At 72.1% G+C, this 17,549-nt stretch carries 19 protein-coding genes; 7 read left to right on the top strand and 12 right to left on the bottom strand.

Features of this window, described 5'->3' with window-relative positions; translation table 11 throughout:
• Positions 1–86: 86 nt before the first annotated feature.
• The 8 genes from ACFWMZ_RS27185 to ACFWMZ_RS27150 all read right to left on the bottom strand — a co-directional run bounded on the left by ACFWMZ_RS27185 (position 87) and on the right by ACFWMZ_RS27150 (position 7,766).
• Positions 87–1,454, bottom strand: a complete 1,368-nt coding sequence (locus ACFWMZ_RS27185) for a cytochrome P450 (RefSeq protein WP_383174786.1) — start codon at positions 1,452–1,454, stop codon at positions 87–89.
• On the bottom strand, positions 1,451–2,425 hold the full coding sequence (locus ACFWMZ_RS27180; RefSeq protein WP_383204760.1) for a multidrug MFS transporter: 975 nt from the start codon (positions 2,423–2,425) through the stop codon (positions 1,451–1,453). The genes ACFWMZ_RS27185 and ACFWMZ_RS27180 overlap by 4 nt, the downstream gene beginning before the upstream one ends.
• Positions 2,426–2,929: 504 nt before the next feature.
• Entirely contained in the window at positions 2,930–3,586 is a 657-nt protein-coding gene (gene def / locus ACFWMZ_RS27175; protein ID WP_383174780.1) for a peptide deformylase, read from the bottom strand.
• A gap of 118 nt (positions 3,587–3,704) precedes the next feature.
• Entirely contained in the window at positions 3,705–4,697 is a 993-nt protein-coding gene (locus ACFWMZ_RS27170) for a tetratricopeptide repeat protein (protein ID WP_383204757.1), read from the bottom strand.
• Between the two features lie 370 nt (positions 4,698–5,067).
• Positions 5,068–5,376, bottom strand: a complete 309-nt coding sequence (gene rsrA / locus ACFWMZ_RS27165) for a mycothiol system anti-sigma-R factor (protein ID WP_383174775.1) — start codon at positions 5,374–5,376, stop codon at positions 5,068–5,070.
• Positions 5,373–6,050, bottom strand: coding sequence for a sigma-70 family RNA polymerase sigma factor (locus tag ACFWMZ_RS27160; RefSeq protein WP_383174983.1), 678 nt, complete (start codon positions 6,048–6,050; stop codon positions 5,373–5,375). Before ACFWMZ_RS27160 ends, rsrA begins: the two co-directional genes overlap by 4 nt.
• Before the next feature lie 270 nt (positions 6,051–6,320).
• Positions 6,321–7,007 (bottom strand): alpha/beta family hydrolase, encoded by a 687-nt coding sequence (locus ACFWMZ_RS27155; RefSeq protein ID WP_383204755.1) that lies wholly within the window; start codon positions 7,005–7,007, stop codon positions 6,321–6,323.
• A 225-nt stretch (positions 7,008–7,232) separates the two neighbouring features.
• Positions 7,233–7,766, bottom strand: coding sequence for a hypothetical protein (locus ACFWMZ_RS27150; RefSeq protein WP_383174770.1), 534 nt, complete (start codon positions 7,764–7,766; stop codon positions 7,233–7,235).
• Positions 7,767–8,107: 341 nt separating this feature from the next.
• Between ACFWMZ_RS27150 and ACFWMZ_RS27145 the strand changes: the two genes are divergently transcribed.
• Together ACFWMZ_RS27145 and ACFWMZ_RS27140 are read left to right on the top strand one after the other, a co-directional pair.
• Positions 8,108–9,310: a hypothetical protein gene (locus tag ACFWMZ_RS27145; protein ID WP_383174768.1), complete on the top strand. Its 1,203-nt coding sequence runs from the start codon at positions 8,108–8,110 to the stop codon at positions 9,308–9,310.
• A 45-nt stretch (positions 9,311–9,355) separates the two neighbouring features.
• Complete coding sequence (locus ACFWMZ_RS27140; RefSeq protein ID WP_383174765.1) at positions 9,356–9,952, top strand: hemerythrin domain-containing protein; 597 nt, start codon at positions 9,356–9,358, stop codon at positions 9,950–9,952.
• 240 nt (positions 9,953–10,192) lie between these two features.
• Here ACFWMZ_RS27140 and ACFWMZ_RS27135 read toward each other — a convergent pair whose 3' ends face one another.
• The 3 genes from ACFWMZ_RS27135 to ACFWMZ_RS27125 form a co-directional block, all read right to left on the bottom strand.
• Positions 10,193–10,339: a hypothetical protein gene (locus ACFWMZ_RS27135; protein WP_383204753.1), complete on the bottom strand. Its 147-nt coding sequence runs from the start codon at positions 10,337–10,339 to the stop codon at positions 10,193–10,195.
• A 121-nt stretch (positions 10,340–10,460) separates the two neighbouring features.
• Positions 10,461–10,766, bottom strand: coding sequence for a TraR/DksA family transcriptional regulator (locus ACFWMZ_RS27130; RefSeq protein ID WP_383174760.1), 306 nt, complete (start codon positions 10,764–10,766; stop codon positions 10,461–10,463).
• A 429-nt stretch (positions 10,767–11,195) separates the two neighbouring features.
• Positions 11,196–12,056: an SOS response-associated peptidase gene (locus tag ACFWMZ_RS27125; RefSeq protein ID WP_383174757.1), complete on the bottom strand. Its 861-nt coding sequence runs from the start codon at positions 12,054–12,056 to the stop codon at positions 11,196–11,198.
• 90 nt (positions 12,057–12,146) lie between these two features.
• On the opposite strand from ACFWMZ_RS27125, the gene ACFWMZ_RS27120 reads away from it, so the two are divergent.
• The 4 genes from ACFWMZ_RS27120 (at position 12,147) to ACFWMZ_RS27105 (ending at position 15,953) form a co-directional block, all read left to right on the top strand.
• Entirely contained in the window at positions 12,147–12,866 is a 720-nt protein-coding gene (locus ACFWMZ_RS27120) for a M50 family metallopeptidase (RefSeq protein ID WP_383174754.1), read from the top strand.
• A gap of 89 nt (positions 12,867–12,955) precedes the next feature.
• Positions 12,956–14,314, top strand: a complete 1,359-nt coding sequence (gene aroA / locus ACFWMZ_RS27115) for a 3-phosphoshikimate 1-carboxyvinyltransferase (RefSeq protein WP_383174751.1) — start codon at positions 12,956–12,958, stop codon at positions 14,312–14,314.
• Positions 14,315–14,330: 16 nt separating this feature from the next.
• Positions 14,331–15,347, top strand: a complete 1,017-nt coding sequence (gene rsgA, locus ACFWMZ_RS27110; RefSeq protein WP_383174748.1) for a ribosome small subunit-dependent GTPase A — start codon at positions 14,331–14,333, stop codon at positions 15,345–15,347.
• Positions 15,348–15,629: 282 nt separating this feature from the next.
• Positions 15,630–15,953, top strand: a complete 324-nt coding sequence (locus tag ACFWMZ_RS27105) for a DMT family transporter (protein ID WP_383174745.1) — start codon at positions 15,630–15,632, stop codon at positions 15,951–15,953.
• On the opposite strand, the gene ACFWMZ_RS27100 is transcribed toward ACFWMZ_RS27105, so the two are convergent.
• Positions 15,919–16,557, bottom strand: a complete 639-nt coding sequence (locus ACFWMZ_RS27100; protein WP_383174742.1) for a TetR/AcrR family transcriptional regulator — start codon at positions 16,555–16,557, stop codon at positions 15,919–15,921. The genes ACFWMZ_RS27105 and ACFWMZ_RS27100 overlap by 35 nt on opposite strands.
• Before the next feature lie 140 nt (positions 16,558–16,697).
• Here ACFWMZ_RS27100 and hisN point away from each other — a divergent pair, with 140 nt between their 5' ends.
• On the top strand, positions 16,698–17,504 hold the full coding sequence (gene hisN, locus ACFWMZ_RS27095) for a histidinol-phosphatase (protein ID WP_383174739.1): 807 nt from the start codon (positions 16,698–16,700) through the stop codon (positions 17,502–17,504).
• Positions 17,505–17,549: the final 45 nt, after the last annotated feature.

Genomic DNA, 17,549 nt, shown 5'->3' with positions numbered 1-17,549 from the left:
CGCCCGCCACCCAGTCCGGCCCCTCGTCCTGAGGGCCGGGCGGCGGGCGCCCGTGCGTGGGGTGCGTGGTGCCTGGTACGTACGTCTCAGCGGGGCTCGACGCGGAAGACGGCCCGCTTGGGCTGGAGGGTGATCCCGATCCGGGGCGCCGGGTCGGTCTCGGGGACGGGGACGAGCCGCCAGCGGGGCAGCACGGTGGCGAGCACCAGCGTGGCCTCGACCATGCTGAAGTGGTCGCCGGGGCATTTCCGGTTGCCCGTGCTGAACGGCATCATCGCGTACTGCGGTACCGTTTCGGCCCGTTCAGGAATCCACCGGTCCGGGTCGAAGACGCCGGGCCGGTCGAATGAGCGCGGATCGTGTTGCATCGCGTACGCGCTGTAGATGATGTCGGCTCCGGCTGGAATGCGATAGCCACCGAGTTCTGTGTCGGTGACGGCACGGCGGGTGAATATCCACGCCGCGGGGCGTATCCGCATCGATTCGACGATGACATTCCGGGTGTGGCCGAGGGCGGCCAGATCGCCGAAATCCACCGGCCGGTCCGGCGCCACGGATAGTGCTTCCTCGGCCACCCGCTGTTCCTCTGCCGGGTGTTCGGTGAGGAGCTGGAAGCACCAGGCGAGTGTCGAGGCGACATTCTCAGCCCCGGCGACGATCAGCGAGACGAGATGGTCGTGAATCTCCTGATCGCTGAGTGGCCTGCCTTCTCCGTCCTCGGAAGTCAGCAGAATGTCGAGCAGATCGTCGGGACCCTTGCCTTCGGCATGGCGTTCGGCGATCACCTCGTCGACGAGCTGGTGCAGATCGGCCAGGGCCCGCTCGAACCGCCGGTTGGCGGGGGTCGGCAGCCGGTGCAGCGGCCCGAAGGAGAGGATCATCCGCCGGTACAGGCCGCTGAAGACGGTGTGCAGCGAGGAGCTGATCCGGTCGGCCTTGGCGCCGATCGAGTCGACCTCCAGCAGCGAGCGGGCGACCACCCGGACCGCGCAGCTGAACGTCTCGGCGCCGATGTCGACCACCTGCCCGTCCCGCCAGCGGTCGGTCATGGCCCGCGCCTCCTCCTCCATCACGGTGGCGTAGGAGGCGATCCGCTCGGGCCGGAAGGCGGGCTGCATCATGCGGCGCTGCCTGCGGTGGTCGGCCCCGTTGCTGGTGGCCACGCCCTTGCCGAGCAGGACCTCCAGGTTCTCCCAGAGCGGCCCGCCGACCGCGAACTCCTGGGAGTTGCGCAGCAGCGCGCCGACCAGTTCGGGCGCGCAGACCGCGTACGCCGTCTTGGGGCCGAGTTTCACGCGGACCAGGTCGCCGTGGTCGCGCAGCCCGGTGAGGAAGGCCAGCGGGTCGCGGACGAGGCTCGGGGCGTGGCCGAGCACGGGCACGCTGCCGGCCACCAGGGGCGCGGTGCGCGGTCCCGGTGCGGCCGGGCGGGCGGTGGTGGACTCGGCGCTCACGCGTCACCTGCCAGATCGCTGACGTAGGGCGGATTGCTCCGGTCGTCCCAGCTCTCGACGCGGTAGCGGCCGGATTCATGGTGGAACCAGTAGACGGAGGAGAACCAGTTCCGCATGTTGAAGAGGGTCGATTCCACGGCCGCGGCGACGGATCTCGCCTCTTCGGATTCGGCTCCGCCGGGCAGGGCGGCGAGATGTCCGGCGAGGAGTTCCCGGAGTTCCTTCTCCGCCGACACGAATGCGGTGACGCAGTTCTCCACGCGTTTCCTCACCTCCGCCACGGCCTCTTCGAGGGAGAGCCCCTCGTGGCGTATCAGGCTGATTCCCAAGTTGTGCTGATCGTCGCCCGCGAGTTCTTTGGGAAGCGAGCAGAGGTCGTTGTACCAGGCGGAGAAATCCTGGCAGTACCGGGCTGCGGCGGTGAACGGTCCGCTGGTGCGGAGGGTTTCGGGAACTTCGCGGCCCGCGGTGGGTTCGAGCAGGTCGATCCAGACGTCGTGACCGAAGGTGTGGCGCCGCAATTCGATGTAATCGGCCACGTTCGGGGTGACCTTGGTGACCCGGTTCTCGAATTCCTGGTCGTAGGCGCCGACGATGGCGTGGAAGTGGCGGGCGAACCGGGCGTTCCAGGCCGGGCTGAGGAAGCCGTTCAGCCGGTGGATGGTCTCGGCGAAGGCCGCCACCAGCGGCTCCGGGTGGGCCAGGTGCTCCCCCGGCGCCTCCAGCGCGGTGTGCAGCTCCGCGCTCAGCCGGTACCAGGCGGCGCTCCGCCCGTGGACGGCGTCGCGGTCGTGCTGGTCGTCCCAGACGAAGAACCAGGTGCTGAAGTCGGAAATCGCCGAGATGACGTCGCGCGGGGCTCCGACGTAGTAGCCGGCGATCAGATCGGTGTAGCGCAGCTCGTCCGCATAGCGGGTGACCTTGTCGGCGGGCATCAGGCGCTTTTCGAGCAGCCAGGCGCGGGACTCCACCTGAAGCTTTGGCCAATACTCATGGCGATGTCGCGGAAACGCTTGTTCGACCACAGGCAACGCCAGCGCCTCGGGCACCGAAGTCGTCTGCGCCCGTGCGGTGCTGTGTGGGAAAGCAGGCACGAACAAACCCCTTTCATCCGCTTTCTGCCGACGCCCCACCCCGAGCGGGGCGCCGTGCGGTGGTGTATCCCCCCGCCCTTTCCATTGAGCACTACAACTGACCAATCAGGGAACAGATTTGCTTCATTCGCTACCCCTCGCCGACGTGAAGATCGCCAAGACTGTCTGAAAACGGATCATGCGAGGTGCCGGACCGGGGAGACGCGGACGGGACGGGTCCGGGAGGGAAACGGTCCGGAACACGGACGGCACCCCGCCACGCACCACCGCCCCGCCTCCCGTACGGGAAGAGCGGGGCGGTGGTGGATGCGGCGGGGTGCCGGAGGCGGACGCGGCCGCGCCTCGGTCGCGGGACGGCCTCAGCCCTGACAGGACGCTGCCTCAGTCGTTGGGGACCGTCTCGTAGCGCGGGGTGCCCTCGGCCATCTGCCGCAGGGCGTCCTTGCGCTCCCGCTTGGAGAGCCGGTCGATGTAGAGGTAGCCGTAGAGGTGGTCCGTCTCGTGTTGGAGGCAGCGGGCGAAGTAGCCGGTGCCGCGCACCACGATCGGGTTGCCCTTCTCGTCCTGGCCGCGCACCACCGCGAAGTCGGGGCGGGCCAGCTCCGCGTAGGCGGTGGGGACCGAGAGGCACCCCTCGTTGGAGTCGTCCAGCACACGGCGTTCGGAGGGGAGCTCGTCCAGGACCGGGTTGACGACCACGCCGACGTGGCGGACGCCCTCGTCGTCCGGGCAGTCGTAGACGAAGACCTTCTTGTCCACACCGATCTGGTTGGCGGCCAGGCCCACGCCCTCCGCCGCCCGCTGGCTGGCGAACATGTCGTCCACCAGCTGGGCCAGCTCCGCGTCGAAGACCGTCACATCCTCGGTCTCCCGGTGCAGCACGGGATTGCCGACCACCGTGATCGGACGCGCGGTGCCGCGGGCGCGGTAGGCCGCCTCGCGCTCCTCGGTGTCCTGCGTGTCGATGACGAACCCCTCGTCGTCGACCGGCAGCACACCGCCCGCCACCGCCTGCTGCTCCGTGTCCTGCTGCGCCATGTCCGCTTCCGCGCCTTCCTGGAAACCGTTGTCCGTGCTCGTACAGCCTACGCGGGGGCACGGGCGCGGCCGGCCGCGAGGAGTGGACCGGTAGGCGGCGGAAAGGGCCGGAGCCGGGTCAGCAGACCTCTTCGAGGTCGCGCCAGGCCCGGGTGTCCGGACTGTCGGCGACCCAGCCGTCGAGCAGGCCGCGCACCAGGGCGGGCGGGGCGGCGATGCCGCACTCGCGCTCGGGGACCCACAGGTCGCCCTCGCCGCCGGTGGTCCGGTGGCCCAGCGGGCCCGGCTGGCCCGGCTCGCTGTGGTCGTGCGGGTCGACGTGGCGCTCGGCGCCGCCCTCGTCACTCGGCATCCGGCTCTCCGAGCAGGTCCGGCAGAGCAACCGCACCGAGGAGGACCAGTCCTCCGCGGCGAAACCGGCGTCGGCGGCCAGCAGCTCCAGGGCGTCCCGGTCGGCCGGGGCCTGGGCCTCCAGCAGCACCACCCAGGTCGGGACCGGGGAGGGCGCCCACAACTCGATCTCGTCGAAGACCGGGTAGGTGTCACCCGAAGTGGTGGTCCGCTCACCGTGCGGGACGCCGTCGTGCAGGATCACCTCGCCCCAGCGGCGGCCCGAGGACGGCAGCGGGATCGACTGCACCTCGATACGGGCCGGGTCCAGCCGCCTGCCCCAGACCACCTCGGCCTCCCCCTCGGGGGAGATCCGCACGGCGGCGCTGCCCAGGCCCATCCCGGCGGGCTCGCCGGAGGCGGCGGCGTCCCCGGGGACCTTCAGGCCGTACGCCTGCCAGGCGCGGCGGGCCAGCGGCCAGTCCTGGAGGGCGGTGGCGGCGATGCCGACGTTCCACCAGTCGGGGGCGCCGGTGTCGCGGTCCAGCAGGGCGACGGCGCGCAGGCCCGCGGTACGGGCCTGTTCCCAGTCGTGGCGGAACTTGTGGAGCAGGGCGAGGTTGAACCAGGACTCGGAGAGCCAAGGCTCCAGGTCGGCGGCGCGCGTGAGCAGGGCGCCCGCGTCCTCGTAGCGGCCGTCGCCGATCAAGGTGAACGCTCGGTCGGTCGCCTGCCGCCAGGAGGCGGAGGGGCGGTGCCGTCCCTTGCCGAAGATCCTCACGATTCCCGCCTGCCGGTGTTCGGTCCCTTCGGGCCCCTCACCCTGTCCCCGGCCGCTGGGCCGGGAGGGGCGGGGTCCTCTTTCGCATCCAACCACGGACGGTTGGGGCGTCGCTCATTACCCATGGGTTACCCACTGGCGTGGGCTGCAGACCCCTTGGCGCGGGGTCGCTCCATCGAGTGACTTGCCCGGGGGCCGGCTGACCGGTATTCGCCGGGGCGGCGGTCACCGACGGCCTCGGCGCCGACCAGGCTGTCGGTGGCCGGCTCCCGGCGGGCGTCCTTGCATGCGCGTGGGGCCGTACCGGAGTACGGCCCCACGCTCGCGCCTCGTCGGCGGCTGTCCCGGCAGCAGGGGTGGGTACCCCTGATCAGGGAGTGTCCGCCGGTTCTGTGGGGACTATGTCGTGCTGCGGGACCGCTTGGCCCGCGCGGATCATGTCCAGGCGGCTGATGACCTTGTCGCGGAGGTCCGAGGGGACGTCGTCGTGGCCGCAGCAACGCTTGACCAGCTTCTTGACGGCCTGTTCCAGACCGTACTTCTCCAGGCAGGGGGAGCACTCGTCGAAGTGCGTGCGAATCTTGTTGGAGTCGCTGTCCGGCATCTCGTGGTCGAGGAACTCGTAGAGATGGTCGAGGACTTCACTGCAATCCGTCTCGTGCGGCTCTCCGCAGCTCATGAGCCCGCGCCTTTCCGCTCGTTCGGTTCCGCCGCGCTCGCCCCCGAACCGGCGGGGACCAGCCCGCGCTCACGGGCGTAGTCCTCCAGCATGCCGCGCAGCTGGCGGCGGCCGCGGTGCAGACGGGACATGACCGTCCCGATGGGTGTACCCATGATGTCGGCGATCTCCTTGTAGGCAAAGCCCTCGACATCGGCCAGATAGACGGCGATGCGGAACTCCTCGGGGATCGCCTGGAGGGCGGACTTCACGTCGGAGTCGGGAAGGTGGTCCAGCGCCTGGGACTCGGCGGAGCGCAGACCGGTCGACATGTGCGACTCGGCTCGCGCCAGCTGCCAGTCCTCGATCTCCTCGGCGGCACTGCGCTGGGGCTCGCGCTGCTTCTTGCGGTACGAGTTGATGAAGGTGTTGGTGAGAATCCGGTAGAGCCAGGCCTTGAGGTTGGTGCCCTCACGGAACTGGTGGAAGGACGCGTACGCCTTGGCGTAGGTCTCCTGGACCAGGTCCTCGGCGTCGGCCGGGTTGCGGGTCATCCGCAGGGCCGCCGAGTACATCTGGTCGAGGAAGGCGAGCGCGTCCCGCTCGAACCGCGCGGTCCGCTCCGCCGAGGTCTCCTCGGGCTTCTCAGGCACGTCGTCCTTGCTTCCCGCGTCGGTCCCCGTGACCGGACCCACCTCCTTCAGCGTTGTGGCGGGTCCGCCGTCCGGACCGCCCGAATCGGAGGATAGTCCACGCTCCTGGACTTCCCGGCGATCCCGGCCGGAGGGAGTGCGCACGGGCGCGTGCAGCACCGACCACTCCAGGCCGGTGGCGCGCTCGCGGCTCGGGCAGATGGTCGAACCCATGCGGCGGACTTCCTCTCGTCGTCAACGCTGTCGAAGGACCTTCGACCGGCACAACAGACGCTGGTGGCTCGGCATTCCCGGCCGCCCGGGTGATCCGCGTCAGGCCGCGGGCAGCCGCTCCAGCCACTCCCCCACCGCGTCGGTGAGCACGGCGAGCGCCTCGTCCTGCGTGACGGGCGCCTTCTTCGGTACGGCGAAACCGTGATCGCCGTACGCCACCTCGACCAGGTCGTGCTCCCCGGCCGGGAACTCCTCCGGCCGCCCGAACGGGTCCCGGCCGCCCTGCACCACCAGCGTCGGCAGCCCCGCACCGAGCAGCTCCTCGGCCCGGCTCCGCTCCGGCCGCCCCGGCGGGTGCAGCGGGAAGCTCAACGCGAGCACGGCCCGGGCCCCGAGCTCCGCCCCGGTACGGCACACCACCCGCGCCCCCGCACTGCGCCCACCGGCGACCACGGGCAGCGAGGACTCGGCCAGCACCGGCCACACCGCCCGCCACGCGACATCCAACGTCTTCGGCGCGGGCGCCACCTTCCGCCCGGCGACCCGCCACGGCTGCTCGACCAGCGCGACGCTCACCCCGCGCGAAGGCAGAGCGGCGGCCAGCGCCACCAGATCCCGCGCCTCGATCCCGCCGCCCGCCCCGTGGCCGAGGGCGACCACGGTGCGCGGACTGCCGGCGCGGGCCCAGGTGATGCGGGCGTCGCCTGCGGGGGTGGGGACGGTGACGGTCTCTGCCGTGGCCGGGACGGGGTGGGTGATGTCCGTCTCAGGGGTCGGTGTACTCACCCACCCATCCTGCACCGAACGTGCGAACCCGAGGCGCCGCGCTCCCGGTGAGGCGGGGTTCCGGGACCGCCGCCCCAGCCCGGCCGACGCTTGAGGCCGCCTTGCACCGTCGTGAGCCGTAGACGTCGGACAGGAAGGAAGACGGCGGCCCCAGCCGCCGTCAGCCGGTGCCCGGCAGATCAGCCCGTCACTCTGAGCCCGAAGGGCCGGAACGGCCCGGCCGCCTCAGCGGCCGTAGGCCTCGCCCCGGGGAAGAGGCCCGGCGTCGGCGCGCCGCCCGGGGCGAAGAGCGGCGTGTCGTTGCCCGGGGCCCGGACCGCTCCGCGCGGCCAAGGCGTCGGCGACGACGCCGGTGACGAAGGCGTAGACGGCCTTGTGCAGGAGGTCGACGGCCAGCTCCTGGCGCGGCCAGGTGGAGGGCGGGGCCCCGACGCCGGTGGCGTTCTCGAGGATCTGGTCGTTGGTGAGGCGCACCACGGCGAACTTCGCGGAAGCGGCGGGGCCGCGCAGCCCGGCCTGGGCCATGACCGAGCGCAGCACCCCTAGCAACGCGGCCTGGCCGAAGTGCATCGCCCAGTTCACCGGCAAGGGCTGTTCGCCGGGCTGTTCGGGCATGCCGGTCAGACGCTGGAGTACCCGGGCGGGCACATGGGAGTCGGGCCGCTTGGTGATGGCCTGCTCCACCTTCTCGCCGAGGGTCATCACGACGCCTCCGGCGGTGCCGGCGATCAGTCCCTGCCACAGTGCGCGCTTGATCATGCTGTTGCGGATACCCGCTGCCGGAGCCTTGTACCCGTCTACGGGAGCGGGCGCCACCCGATCGCCGGCTGACTCACCCGGACACCGGAGTCGGCGTGCCGAGGCCCGCGCCCACCCGCCGCCGAGCCCTTGCCCCGCCCCGCCCACCGGCGCCCAGCTCATGCACTACGGCGCCGTGGCGACCCGGCTCCTGTTCCCTCTGCCCAGGCCCGCCGCTCAGGGGCGCCCGACTGCTGCCATCCGTTCCTGTTCTGCGGCCACAGGCATGAAGCACAGGCATATGCGTTTCCCCCTCCGGTCCGCGCTGGAACAGATCCGATCCCCAGAGTTTGGAGACTCGCATGTCGTTCAATCCGCTCGAACAACGCGGCATCCCGCTGGACCGCCAGTTGCGCAACTGGCGCGAGCTGAACGTGACGCCGATCGATCCCGACCACTGTGACCCGTACACCCGGTGCCGCATCATCACGATGAACGGTATCGAGGTCGAGGCGATCCTCTTCAGTCACAACATGGCCCGCCACTGTCCGGACCTGGAGGTCAAGCGGCAACTGGCGCAGACGCGCTACATCGAGGCTCAGCAGCAGAAGGCGGTCAACTGGCTGCTGCCCGGCGTCTCCTCGGTGCTGGAGACGACGATCGCCTACGAGCAGGTGGCGGTGGACCTGACGGCATGGGTGGCCCGGATGGAGCCCGACCCGTATCTGAAGCAGGCGTACCAGTTCGGGGTGCTGGAGGACTTCGACCACCTGTACCGGTACGCGAACCTGTACGAGATCATCGAGCACCGCAAGGCCGAGACGATCGTGGACGGCCTCACGGAGGTCATGCCCGGCCGCCCCACCCCGCTGCACCACCGCAGCCCGGTCGACAACGTGCGCGAGCCGTACGACAGGAACACGGTGGACCCGCTCTCCCGGCTGCACGCGTTGACGATCATGTCGACGGAGCAGCAGACCATGAACTTCTACATGAACACCGGGCCCACCTACGTGGAGCCGATCGCCCGGCAGCTCTACCAGGAGATCGGGCTCATCGAGGAGGAGCACGTCACCCACTACGAGTCACTCGTGGACCCGGGCGAGTCCTGGTGGGAACAGCTGGTGCACCACGAGTACAACGAGTGCTACCTCTACCACTCGTTCATGGAGCAGGAGAGCGACCCCAGGGTCAAGGCGATCTGGGAGCTGCACCTGAACATGGAGCTGGAGCACCTGCACGTGGCGGCGGACCTGATGCGCCGGCACGACGGCCGCGAGGCGGCGGAGGTCTGCGCGCCTTCGCTGCCCAACGTGCTCACCTTCGAGCCGAACAAGGCGTACCTGCGGGAGCTGATCGCCACGCAGCTCGACCTCACCACTCTGGGTACCGGGTACGTGCGGGAGGCCCACGAGCGGTTCGAGGCGATGCAGGCGGCCCTCAACGGCGACGGGCCGACCCCCAGCGACCAGGTACTGGCGCAGCACGAGGCCCTGATCGGCGGGGACTACCGGCTGGAGACCGAGGGCGAGCACCCGGTCCCCGACCTGCGGTCACGCACGTGAGTACGGCACCGCCCAGCCGCGAGACCGACGACAAGAGAGGCTGCCATGTCCGCGCAGACTGAGCAGGAGAGATCCCCGGTGCGGGACGACGACGTGGTGGCGATGCTGATGCGTCAGCACGGCGAGATCCGCAACCTCTTCGACGAGGTGGAGCAGACCACCGGTGACGACCGCAAGGACGCCTTCCGCAGACTGGTGCGCATGCTCGCCGTGCACGAGACGGCCGAGGAGGAAGTGGTGCATCCCTTCGCCCGCAAGGCGTTCGGGGACGCGGGGCAGGTCGTGGCGGACCGGCTGGAGGAGGAGCGTCTGGCCAAGGAGAAGCTCGGCGCCCTGGAGCAGATGGACACCGAGGACCCGGCGTTCCTGCCCGCCCTCCTCGACCTGCGCCTCGATGTGATGGCACACGCGCGGTACGAGGAGCGCTACGAGTTCGCGCAGCTGCGGCGGACGGCCGATCCCGAACGGCTGGTCACCATGGCCAAGGCCGTCCGGGCGGCCGAGGCCACCGCGCCGACCCATCCGCGCCCGGGCGTCGAATCCGGCGCCAAGAACATGGCGCTCGGCCCGATGGCGGCGGTCGTCGACCGCACCAGGGACGCCGTCCGCAAGGCCATGGGCAAGGACGGAGGCAGCTCCTGAAGAGCCCGCCCTGAAGCCGTCGAGCCGCAAGACGCGGACTGTGCCGTTTGGCGGCTCGACGGCCCCGCCCCGCGAGACGAGAAGGCAGTCGGGCAGCACAGGAGGCGGCAGCTCTTGCCCCAGAGGCACGGGCAGCGCTACGTGCCCATGCTCCTCGATCGCGTCGGCAGCCGGTGCACTCAACGCCTCCTGGCCACACCCGGCCCGCCGCTCGCCCGGACCTCTCGGATGTACGGCCTGTCACCTCCCGTCCCCGGGCAGCCCGGGGGACGACGTGGCGCCGGTCGGGTCCACCGTCACCTGCTCTCCTCGTCGACACCGCACGACCCGGTCGCCGAAGCCGCAGCGGTCGGCCGCGGCCAGGAAGTCGGCCGGGAGGACCGTCACCCGTCCCTGCCGCTCCTCACGGACGACCGTCTCGGACCGCCAGGCCCGCAGCCCCACCGCGCGGGAGAAACCGTGCAGGCCTTGCAGGCGCCCGGAAGCGTGCGGGGTGGTGAGAATCGGCCTACCGGCCACCGCCCTCGGCGCCACGGCTGCATGAGACGCACAGCTCGGTGTACGGGACGGCCGACATCCGCTCCGGGTCGATGAATGTCCCGCAGGAGACACAGCGGCCGAAGGTGCCGTCGTCCAGACGGCACCGGGCTGCCTGGACACGGCCCAGCTGCTCGCGTGCCTCATCGGCACGACGCCGCTCATCGGCGACGGCGGCGCGCCTGGAGCCCGCGTCCGCCGCGTCGAGATCGCAACCGTCCGCAAGGCTCCTGGCCGCCTCGTCGGCGGCGGCTGCCCGCAGCCGCAGGTCCTCCATGCGACTCGCGAGCTCTTGCCGCAGCCTCTGTCGGTCGTACCGGGCCGGTTCTCCGCCTCGCGGCCGCCGCTCGGCGTGCGCGGAACCGAAGCGGGAGGAGTGGTTCGGAGGGCTCTTCGGCATGTGGCCTCCTTGAGAAGTACGAAGGGATCCGGGCTGGGCGTTCGCCGACGTGGATCGGGGCCTCGTGGCCGTGCCGGGCCGCCGTTTCCTCCTCCGCGACACCATCACGACCAGGTCGGTCCAGCACCTGAGGAGCTGACCTCCAAGGCTGACTCGTTCGCCGGCTGACCCCTCAGCGAAGCCGAACCTCTTCCACGCGTTCCGGACAACGGCGCTGCCCGTCTCTCTCCCCTCGCCTGGCCACTTTCGAGCCGGACCATTCCTCGGTCCGGCCGGCGCCTGAGACCGGCAGCGAGAACCGGGTCCTCAGAAGAGGGTCCCCTCCTCCGGTCCCTCCAGCTCCGCGACCAACCCGGGCCCGTTGTTCCGCACACTGCTCACCGCGGTGGCCACCGGATAGGCCCGCATCAACCCCGCGGGCGGGGGCGCGAGCAGAGACCGCAGATCGTCAAGATCTGTCCGCGAAGGATCAAGCCAGGCATCCCACCGATCCTCAGGCAGCATCAACGGCATCCGGGGATGAATGTCGGCGAGCGCCCGAGGCCCCTCCTCGGGCCCCACGGCGAGCGGCGCCGTCTCCGCCTCGGTGGTGATGACCGAACAGGTCACCCGCCACGACCGGGGATGATCGGGCGGCAGCCCGGGATCGCGCCAGAACTCGTAGATCCCGGCCATCGCGAACACCGACCCGTCGGCCGGAGTGACGAAGTAGGGCTGCTTGCGCGCCCGCTTGCGCCGCCCCTCCTCCTCCAGCTTCCGTTCCTCCGGAGCGGTGACCCACTCGTAGTAGCCGTCCGCGGGAAGGATGCAGCGCCGCGAGGCGAACGCCCGGCGGAAGGCGGGCTTCTCGTGCACGGTCTCGGCCCGCGCGTTGATCATCCGCGCGCCCCCCTCGGGCGACTTGGCCCAGGAGGGGACGAGCCCCCAGGTGAGGGTCCGCAACTGCCGTACCGGCCGCGGATCGTCGCTCCCCTTGACCGGCCGGTCGAGGACGGCGGGAACCTCCTTGGTGGGCGCCACGTTCCAGTCGGGGACGAGGGTCTCGGTGGGCTCGGGGACCGCCCCCGTCTCCTCGCCGCCCGCCGCCTCGCTCAGCTCGGCCTTCTCGACGCCGAAGATCTCACTGAGGTCCTCGGGGCTCCGGGTGGCCGCGTACCGTCCGCACATACGTGCCACACTGCCAGGCCCGACCGTCCGACCGCCACCACGTGGGGGCCCGGCGGGCGCGCGTCCCACCCCGCGAGGAGCCGCCAGAGCATGCAGAGCACCACCACCCCCGCCGCCGATCTGTGGGACCGCGTCGTCGGGACACAGGCCGCCCCCGATTTCTGGCTGGTCGTGGCGACCGCCCTGGCCGCGCTCGCCGTGGTCCTGTGGCGCCCGGCCTGGCGGCTCACGCGGAACGCGGTCACCATCGCCCACGAGGGCGGCCACGGCCTGATCGCCCTGGTCACCGGCCGCAGGCTGGACGGGATACGGCTGCACTCGGACACCTCGGGGCTGACCGTGAGCCGGGGGAAGCCGACCGGCCTGGGCATGATCCTCACCGCCCTCGCCGGATACACCGCGCCCTCGGTGCTGGGGCTGGGCGGCGCGTGGCTGCTGGCCGCCGGCCACATCACGGCGCTGCTGTGGGTGGCGACCGCGCTGCTGCTCGCCATGCTGGTGATGATCCGCAACGCCTACGGGATGCTGACCGTGGTGGTCACCGGCGGCCTCTTCGTGGCGGTCTCCTGGCTCGCCGACTCGGCCGTGCAGGCGGTCTTCGCCTACGCGGTGGTGTGGTTCCTGCTGCTGGGCGGCGTGCGGCCGGTCTTCGAGCTCCAGTCGAAACGGCGCCACGGCGGCGCCCCGGACTCCGACGCCGACCAGCTCGCCCGGCTGACCCACGCCCCGGCCCCGCTCTGGCTCTTCCTCTTCCACGCCGTCGCGCTCTGCTCCCTGATCGGCGGGGGCGGCTGGCTGCTCGGGCGGTGACCGTTCCCGCACACCTGTGCCCGCGTCCGTACCCCGTGAGGCGCCTCCCGTGCACCGGTGTGACCGGCTCGGCGCACTAAAGTGACGGCATGACCCTGAACCCTGTATCCACCCCTCTCTGGCCTGCCCCGTACGCGACCGGAGCCGTCGAGGCGACGGTCCAGGTACCGGGGTCCAAGTCGGTCACCAACCGCGCTCTGGTCCTGGCCTCGCTCGCCGCCGAGCCGGGCTGGCTGCGCCGCCCGCTGCGCTCGCGCGACACCGTGCTGATGGCGGACGCGCTGCGCACCCTCGGCGTCGGCATCGAGGAGACCGTCTCGTCGGACTCGGCCGCGCCGGGCAGCGCCGTGCCCCGGGGCGGTGGCGGCGAGGCGTGGCGGATCATCCCGTCGGGGCTGCGCGGCCCGGCCACCGTGGACGTCGGCAACGCGGGCACGGTGATGCGCTTCCTCCCGCCGCTCGCCACCCTCGCCGACGGCGACATCCGCTTCGACGGCGACCCGCGCTCCTACGAGCGTCCGCTGCACGGCGTGATCGACGCGCTGCGCGCGCTCGGTGCCCGCGTCGACGACGACGACCGGGGCAGCCTGCCGCTGACGGTGCACGGCACGGGCTCGCTGGACGGCGGCACGGTGGAGATCGACGCCTCCTCGTCCTCGCAGTTCGTGAGCGCCCTGCTGCTCTCGGCTCCCCGCTTCAACCAGGGTGTCGAGGTCCGGCACATCGGCCCCCGGCTGCCCTCCATGCCGCACATCCGGATGACCGTCGACATGCTGCGCCGGGTCGGCGCCCAGGTGGACGAGCCGGAGTCGGGCGGCGAGCCGAACGTCTGGCGGGTCACGCCGGGCGCGCTGCTCGGCCGCGACCTCACCGTCGAGCCGGACCTGTCGAACGCCCAGCCGTTCCTGGCGGCGGCGCTGGTCACCGGCGGCCGCGTGGTGGTCCCGGACTGGCCCGCCCACACCACCCAGCCGGGTGACCGGCTGCGGGAGATCTTCACCACGATGGGCGGTTCCTGCGAGCTGACCGAGGCCGGTCTGGTCTTCACCGGGTCGGGCCGCGTCCACGGCATCGACGTGGACCTCGGCGAGGTCGGCGAGCTGACGCCGGGCATCGCGGCGGTCGCCGCGCTGGCCGACGGCGAGTCCGTGCTGCGGGGCGTCGCGCATCTGCGGCTGCACGAGACGGACCGGCTGGCGGCGCTCACCAAGGAGATCAACGAGCTGGGCGGCGACGTCACCGAGACCGCCGACGGCCTGCGCGTCCGGCCGCGCCCGCTGCACGGCGGGGTCTTCCACACCTACGACGACCACCGGATGGCGACCGCCGGTGCGATCCTGGGACTGGTGGTGAAGGGCGTCGAGATCGAGAACGTCGCCACCACCGCGAAGACCCTGCCCGACTTCCCCGACCTGTGGACCGGCATGCTCGACGGGACCGGGCAGTGACGGCCGGGAGCTGACGATGCGCCGCTACGGAAAGAACCCCGACGAGGACGACATCCGCGTCCGCCCCAGCCGCCGGGGCAGCCGCCCCCGTACCCACACCCGCCCCAAGCACGAGGACGCCGCCGAGGGCATGGTGCTGACCGTGGACCGGGGCCGGCTCACCTGCCTGGTCGAGGACCGCACGGTGACCGCGATGAAGGCCCGCGAGCTGGGCCGGAAGGCGGCGGTGGTGGGCGACCGGGTGGCGCTGGTCGGGGATCTCTCCGGGGAGAAGGACACCCTGGCGCGGATCGTGCGGATCGAGGAGCGCGCCTCGGTGCTGCGCCGCACGGCCGACGACGACGACCCGTACGAGCGCGTGGTCGTCGCCAACGCCGACCGGCTCGCCATCGTCACGGCGCTGGCCGACCCCGAGCCCCGGCCGCGGATGATCGACCGCTGCCTGGTCGCGGCGTACGACGGCGGCCTGGAACCGGTGCTGGTGCTGACCAAGTCGGACCTGGCCGCACCGGACACCCTGCTGGACACCTACCGGGCGCTGGGCGTGCCGTACGTGGTGACCAGCCGCGAGGAGCTGGAGGACGGCTCGGCCGTGGGCCGGGTCCGGGAGCTGCTGGACGGCCAGGTGACGGCGTTCGTGGGCCACTCGGGCGTCGGCAAGACGACGCTGGTGAACGCGTTGGTCCCCGAGGAGCTGCGGCGGATCACCGGCCACGTCAACGCGGTGACGGGCCGCGGCCGGCACACCACGGTGTCGGCGCTGGCGCTGCCGCTGGCCGACGCCGCCCCGGGGAGCTGGGTGATCGACACGCCGGGCGTGCGGTCGTTCGGCCTGCACCACGTCGACCCGTCGCGGGTCATCCACGCCTTCCCCGACCTGGAGCCGGGGACGGAGGAGTGCCCGCGCGGGTGCAGCCACGACGAGCCGGAGTGCGCGCTCGACCAGTGGGTGGCCGACGGACACGCCGACCCGGCGCGGCTCACCTCGCTGCGGCGGCTGCTGGCGACACGGGAGCGGCGCGAGGGCGACTGACCGGCACCGGCCGCGCCCCGCGACGGCGGCGCGACGGGCCGGGCCGGGTCGCGGGCGGCGCCGTACAGCGCGGGCATAATCGCCCGAAGTGGCACAGAACATGTACGGAGTTCCGTGGCCGGCCGTTCCGTGGCCGGCCACGGGTGCGCCGTGCCGTGCCGTTCGTCGCGAACGCGCCGACCGGTGCGCGCGGGATCGTTTCGGCGGACCGGGCGGCCGGTGCGGGCCCCGGTGCGCCGGACGTGCCCGCGCCGCACCGGGCCCGAGGGGAAAGGCACATTCATGGCATGGCTGCTGGTCGTCGTCGCGGGGCTGCTGGAGACGGGATTCGCCGTCTGCCTCAAGCTGTCGCACGGGTTCACCCGGCTGTGGCCGACGATCGCCTTCGCCGCGTTCGCGCTGGGCAGCTTCGGTCTGCTGACGCTGGCGCTGAAGCGCCTGGACGTGGGTCCGGCGTACGCCGTGTGGACCGGCATCGGCGCGGCCGGCACGGCTGTCTACGGCATGGTCTTCCTCGGCGACGTGGTCTCGGTGCTGAAGATCGTCTCGATCACCCTGGTCATCTGCGGGGTCATCGGCCTCCAGCTCTCGGGTTCGGCCCAGTGACACTCCCCCGGCGACGGCCCGCCGGCCACGACGCGCTCCCGACAGGCGGCGGCGCGACGACCCGCGAGAGGGCCAGCCGCAGCGCGCACTCGCACTCGCACTCGCGGGCCAGCTCGCGCGGGCCGGGCCGGGGCACCGCCGGCTCCCCGAGGACGGCCACGGCCCGGTCCCGGGCGGCGGTCAGCAGCTCCCCCGGCCCCGGCAGGGGCAGATCGGCCCGGCGCTGGGCGGGCGCGGCGGACGGGGAGCGGGCCCCGGCCGGGCGCGGCGCGGGCAGCGGGTCGCCCCAGCAGCCCGTGAGCAGGGAGCGCAGCAGGGTGCCGGGGCGGGCGGCGGCCACGGTCCAGTCTGCGGCGGCGCGCAGCCGGTCGCGGGGGCCGGCGCCGGGGCGGGCGAGGGCCCGTTCGATCCCGGCGAGGTAGCTGTCGGCGGCGCGCCGCACGAGGGCGCGGGCCAGCCCTTCCTTGCTGCCGAACTCGTTGTAGAGGGTCTGCCGGGAGACCCCGGCCGCGGCGGCGACCTCGCCCATCCGCACCGCGCTCCACGGGCGGCGGGCCAGGGCGGTCTCGGCGGCGGTCAGCAGGGCTGCGCGGGCTTCCGGCACGGTTGCCTCCCCGGCGGGGGTCCTGCGGGAAGTCTGGCGCGGCGGCGGGGAGTGTCAAGGGGGTGTGCGCGGGTGTGGGGACGCCGCGCCCGCAGGTGACCGGATGGCCCGGCGCGGCCGGAGATCGATACTGTTCGGCCATGGCCGACTATCACGATGATCTGCGTCTCGCCCATGTGCTGGCGGACGCCGCCGACGCGACCACGATGGAGCGGTTCAAGGCCCTCGACCTGAAGGTCGAGACGAAGCCGGACCTCACCCCGGTCACGGAGGCCGACAAGGCGGCCGAGGAGCTGATCCGCGGTCACCTCGCCCGGGCCAGGCCCCGGGACGCGGTTCTGGGCGAGGAGTACGGGGTGGAGGGCACCGGCTCGCGCCGCTGGGTGATCGACCCGATCGACGGAACGAAGAACTACGTACGAGGGGTGCCGGTCTGGGCGACGCTGATCTCGCTCATGGAGGCCGACCCCCAGGGCGGCGGTTTCCGGCCGGTGGTCGGGCTGGTGTCGGCTCCGGCGCTGGGCCGGCGCTGGTGGGCGGCGAAGGGCGCGGGCGCGTACACCGGGCGGAGCCTCACCTCGGCGAGCCGCCTGAAGGTGTCGGCGGTGGACCGGGTGGAGAACGCCTCGTTCGCGTACTCCTCGCTCTCCGGCTGGGAGGAGCAGGGGCGGCTCGACGGCTTCCTCGACCTGACCCGCACCTGCTGGCGCACCCGGGGGTACGGTGACTTCTGGCCGTACATGATGGTCGCCGAGGGCAGCGTCGACATCTGCGCGGAACCCGAGTTGTCGCTGTGGGACATGGCGGCCAACGCGGTCATCGTGGAGGAGGCGGGCGGCTCCTTCACCTCGCTGGACGGCGCCCCGGGCCCCTCCGGTGAGAACGCCGCGGCCTCCAACGGCCTGCTCCACGACGAGCTGCTGGGGTTCCTGAACCAGCGCTACTGACCCCGGCACGGACCGGACAGCACGGCGGGCCGGAACCCGAGGGGT

The sequence above is a fragment of the Streptomyces sp. NPDC058373 genome (assembly GCF_042723275.1).
Lineage (GTDB): Bacteria > Actinomycetota > Actinomycetes > Streptomycetales > Streptomycetaceae > Streptomyces.
This window is presented reverse-complemented; position numbering and strand designations above follow the sequence as displayed.

Bases quoted from the DNA above. Each gene is read 5' to 3' on its own strand.
- def (WP_383174780.1), bottom strand. From the start codon at position 3,586: ATGGCGCAGCAGGACACGGAGCAGCAGGCGGTGGCGGGCGGTGTGCTG.
- rsrA (WP_383174775.1), bottom strand. From the start codon at position 5,376: ATGAGCTGCGGAGAGCCGCACGAGACGGATTGCAGTGAAGTCCTCGAC.
- ACFWMZ_RS27150 (WP_383174770.1), bottom strand. From the start codon at position 7,766: ATGATCAAGCGCGCACTGTGGCAGGGACTGATCGCCGGCACCGCCGGA.
- ACFWMZ_RS27145 (WP_383174768.1), top strand. From the start codon at position 8,108: ATGTCGTTCAATCCGCTCGAACAACGCGGCATCCCGCTGGACCGCCAG.
- ACFWMZ_RS27140 (WP_383174765.1), top strand. From the start codon at position 9,356: ATGTCCGCGCAGACTGAGCAGGAGAGATCCCCGGTGCGGGACGACGAC.
- ACFWMZ_RS27130 (WP_383174760.1), bottom strand. From the start codon at position 10,766: ATGGAGGACCTGCGGCTGCGGGCAGCCGCCGCCGACGAGGCGGCCAGG.
- ACFWMZ_RS27125 (WP_383174757.1), bottom strand. From the start codon at position 12,056: ATGTGCGGACGGTACGCGGCCACCCGGAGCCCCGAGGACCTCAGTGAG.
- ACFWMZ_RS27120 (WP_383174754.1), top strand. From the start codon at position 12,147: ATGCAGAGCACCACCACCCCCGCCGCCGATCTGTGGGACCGCGTCGTC.
- aroA (WP_383174751.1), top strand. From the start codon at position 12,956: ATGACCCTGAACCCTGTATCCACCCCTCTCTGGCCTGCCCCGTACGCG.
- rsgA (WP_383174748.1), top strand. From the start codon at position 14,331: ATGCGCCGCTACGGAAAGAACCCCGACGAGGACGACATCCGCGTCCGC.
- ACFWMZ_RS27105 (WP_383174745.1), top strand. From the start codon at position 15,630: ATGGCATGGCTGCTGGTCGTCGTCGCGGGGCTGCTGGAGACGGGATTC.
- hisN (WP_383174739.1), top strand. From the start codon at position 16,698: ATGGCCGACTATCACGATGATCTGCGTCTCGCCCATGTGCTGGCGGAC.